The sequence below is a fragment of the Caballeronia sordidicola genome (assembly GCF_002220365.1).
Taxonomy (GTDB): Bacteria; Pseudomonadota; Gammaproteobacteria; order Burkholderiales; family Burkholderiaceae; genus Caballeronia; species Caballeronia sordidicola_C.
Map to the genome: position 1 here is coordinate 1 of NZ_MTHB01000006.1, position 3,442 is coordinate 3,442.

The 3,442-nt window shown below is 61.3% G+C and carries 3 protein-coding genes; all 3 read left to right on the top strand.

Translation table 11 applies throughout. The annotated features are described in order from the left end of the window. Window positions 1-304: transposase (locus BSU04_RS00260; RefSeq protein ID WP_144021079.1), on the top strand; the 304-nt coding region annotated here is incomplete at its 5' end. Window positions 305-334: 30 nt separating this feature from the next. Continuing rightward, on the top strand, window positions 335-877 hold the full coding sequence (locus tag BSU04_RS00265; RefSeq protein ID WP_256981940.1) for a lysylphosphatidylglycerol synthase transmembrane domain-containing protein: 543 nt from the start codon (window positions 335-337) through the stop codon (window positions 875-877). A 265-nt stretch (window positions 878-1,142) separates the two neighbouring features. Further along, a partial coding sequence (locus tag BSU04_RS00270; protein WP_089158725.1) for an HAD-IC family P-type ATPase occupies window positions 1,143-3,442 on the top strand: 2,300 nt, incomplete at its 3' end.

Consider the following 3,442-nt stretch of genomic DNA (forward strand, 5'->3'; position numbering starts at 1 on the left):
GCGTTGTCGGCTTGAGCCGTTCAGGCGGCTGGCCACGACGCTCAAGGAGCGTCTGCCGGGCGTCGTGCGCGGCATGCTCGACGGTCGCAGCAATGCCTATGTCGAGGCGATGAATGGCATGCTCCAACAAACCAAGCGGGCCGCGCGCGGATTTCGAACCGTGAAGAACTTCGTGGCCATCGCCTACCTCCGCATGTCCAGGCTAAAACATTTGCCGCAAAACCCTTTGCGTCCCGCCGCCTCGCGTGATCAAGGGATTAAACGCTATCGCGCCAGCCGTCAAGTTCCACTCAAAACGGCATAGAGCCTGAAGAAGTGGGGCAAACGCCGCCCGATCGCGTGGGTCAGCAAATGCCTTGGCGTCACAACCCTGCTGCGCGAACTGACTGATGCGCCGACAGATCTCCTGCACAGCCCTCGCCTGCTCCTGCAGACCGTTGGACTCCAGTTTTGCATCTTCGTGCTCGACGCGTTCACGCTTTGGCTTGCGTTCAATGCGATCGGTGAGGTACCGCCGCTTTGGGCGCTATTCGTCAGCTTCGCCATCGCCTCGATGGTGGCGACAATTGGTCCCATATCCGTCGGCCTGGGAACATTCGAAGCGGCATCTGTAGGCATGCTTAGCTTGCTCGGCGTTTCGGTAGAAGCGGCGCTGGCCGGGACACTCCTGCTGCGCGAACTGACCTTCCGGCTCCCGATGTTACCCGGCATCTGGCTTGCGCGGCGCGAGATCAGGCGCTCACAGCCGAACCGGACCGACATGCGGACGTGGACGAACCTACTTCCAATATTAGCACTTGGGCAAGCCTGTTTCGTTTCGCAATCGACGGGACCTTGCAAATCAACCGTGGATTGCCGGGCTAATCTCCCCACCTAAGTAGTTTCCGAACCTTCTATCAGAGGGTATTCGTCGATACCATCGAAGAATCGCTGGAATCGGCCCTCACGGGTTCGGGTTCGATATGTCTGACGCAATCGTGACCGTGCGGCATGAAGCGCTTCCGATTGCTCTAAAAGTGCTCGTCCATGCACGGACGACCCGCTTCTCACCTGTCGTATTCTTGCCGGTGCGGACATGGGATCGATTGCTAACGTCCTAACTGACAAAGTCCGCAGTCGCTCGCACACCCATGGAGCATCTAATGATTCCGTCGTCGACCCACTCGCACGCTGGCGACAATTCCAGTCCTTCAGCGGAACATGACTCGAGCGCGGTGGTCGACGAGCACCGCCCGGTGCTGCCGCCGGGTCGACAGGACACTCCCACCACCGCAGCGCCATCTGGCCTCACGACTGATGAGGCCGAGCGTCGTCTGAAGACCGAGGGCGCGAATGCGATCGCAGATGTTCGCCAGCGTCCCCTATGGATGGCGGCCAAGAAATTGTGGGCGCCTGTACCGTGGATGCTTGAAGTCGCCATTGTTTTGCAACTGGCGCTGAAAGACTATGTTGGAGCGAGCATCGTCCTGCTGCTCTTGCTCTTCAACGCGGGGCTCGGCCTCTTTCAGGAGAGCCAGGCTCAAGCGACTGTTGACGCGCTGCGCTCACGTCTTGCGTTGCTCGCCGCAGTCCGTCGCGACGGCAAATGGAAGACCTTGCCGGCTGCGGGCCTGGTGACCAACGATATCGTCAAGCTCTCGCTAGGGACGGTCGTCCCAGCCGATGTCGATTTGATCGACGGCTCCGTGCTGCTGGACCAATCAATGCTGACCGGCGAGTCGGTGGCAATCGAATCGGGCGCGGGTACTCACGCGTTCGCGGGCGCACTTGTGCGACGTGGCGAAGCCGTGGCCAAGGTTGTAGCAACAGGCGAACGCACCAAGTTCGGAAGGACAGCGGAACTCGTTCGCACTGCCACAGCGGAGAGCTCGCAACAGAAAACCGTATTGCGAGTCGTGCGTAATCTTGTGCTGTTCAACGGAGCCGTGACCGTTTTGCTCGGCGTGTATTCGTTCTCGGTCTCCATGCCGATCGGCGAGATGGTGCCGCTCCTTCTGGTCGCGATCCTATCGTCGATTCCTGTGGCATTACCGTCGATGTTCACCTTGGCCGCGGCTGTGGGCGCCCGGTCTCTCGCGAGCAGGGGCGTTCTGTCGACGCGCCTCTCGGCAGTCGACGAAGCAGCCGGGATCGACGTCCTCTGCTCCGATAAAACCGGTACCCTCACGCGCAACGAACTTGCGGTCATGTCGATCAGCCCGATGCCTCCATTCGACGAAGCTCACCTGCTGGCACTGGCTGCGCTTGCGAGCTCGGACGGTGGCCAGGACGTGGTCGACGCCGCCATTCGCGGCGCGTCCTCAGCCAAGCCGATCCCGGACGCACCGGAGTTGGTCACGTTCGTGCCGTTCGATCCGGCCTTGAAGCGCTCCGAGGCCACGCTGCGCGCGCCGAACGGTGCGCTGCTGCACGTTGTAAAGGGAGCCTTTGCGACAATCTCTTCGTTGACACCATCTTGTGCGGCGGCGGCAACTGAAGAGGAGAAACTTGAGGCTAAGGGATTGAGGGTCCTAGCCGTGGCCTCGGGGCCACCCGGCGCCCTCGTTATGGCCGGCGTGATCGGGCTCAGCGACCCGCCGCGCGATGACTCCGCTGCGCTGATCACTCAGCTCGGCGGGCTCGGTGTGAGAACAGTCATGGTGACGGGCGACGCTCGCAAGACTGCCGAAACCGTCGCGGCCCTGGTCGGCATTACCGGAAAAACCTGGGCCACCACGCCTTTGCCCGGAGACATCGACGCAGAGTCGTATTCGATCTACGCAGGCGTCCTGCCCGAGGACAAATACCAGCTCGTCAAGGTGCTGCAGAAGCATGGTCATATTGTCGGCATGTGCGGCGACGGAGCGAACGACGCACCGGCGCTGCGCCAGGCGCAAATGGGCATCGCGGTGCTGAGCGCCACCGACGTGGCGAAATCGGCTGCAGGCGTCGTGCTGACCGAAGCGGGTCTGGGCGGCATCGTCGCTCTGGTCGAGGAAGGCCGCATCACCTTTCAGCGCATCCTGACCTATACGTTGCGCTCGATCATCCACAAGATCGTGCAAGTTCTGTTTCTCGCGGCCGGCCTGCTCATGACCGGGCACGCGATACTGACGCCCGCACTCATGGTGCTCATGATGGTGACGGGCGACTTTCTCGCCATGTCCTCATCCACCGATAACGTGCGTCCCTCGCCGCGCCCGAACATCTGGCACATACGCAACCTGACGCTGGCGGGTATTGCAATGGGCATGATCGATTTGCTCTTCTGCATAGGAACCCTCGCGACTGGCAAGTTCGTACTTGGTCTCGATACAGACGCCCTGCGGACCGTTGCCGTCATCACGTTGGTGTTCAGCGGACAGGCTGTCTTTTACGTCGCACGGGAACGGCAGCGTATGTGGAGTTCCGTTCCCGGACGATGGCTGATCGCGTCCTCGGTCGCGGACGTGGCGATCATTAC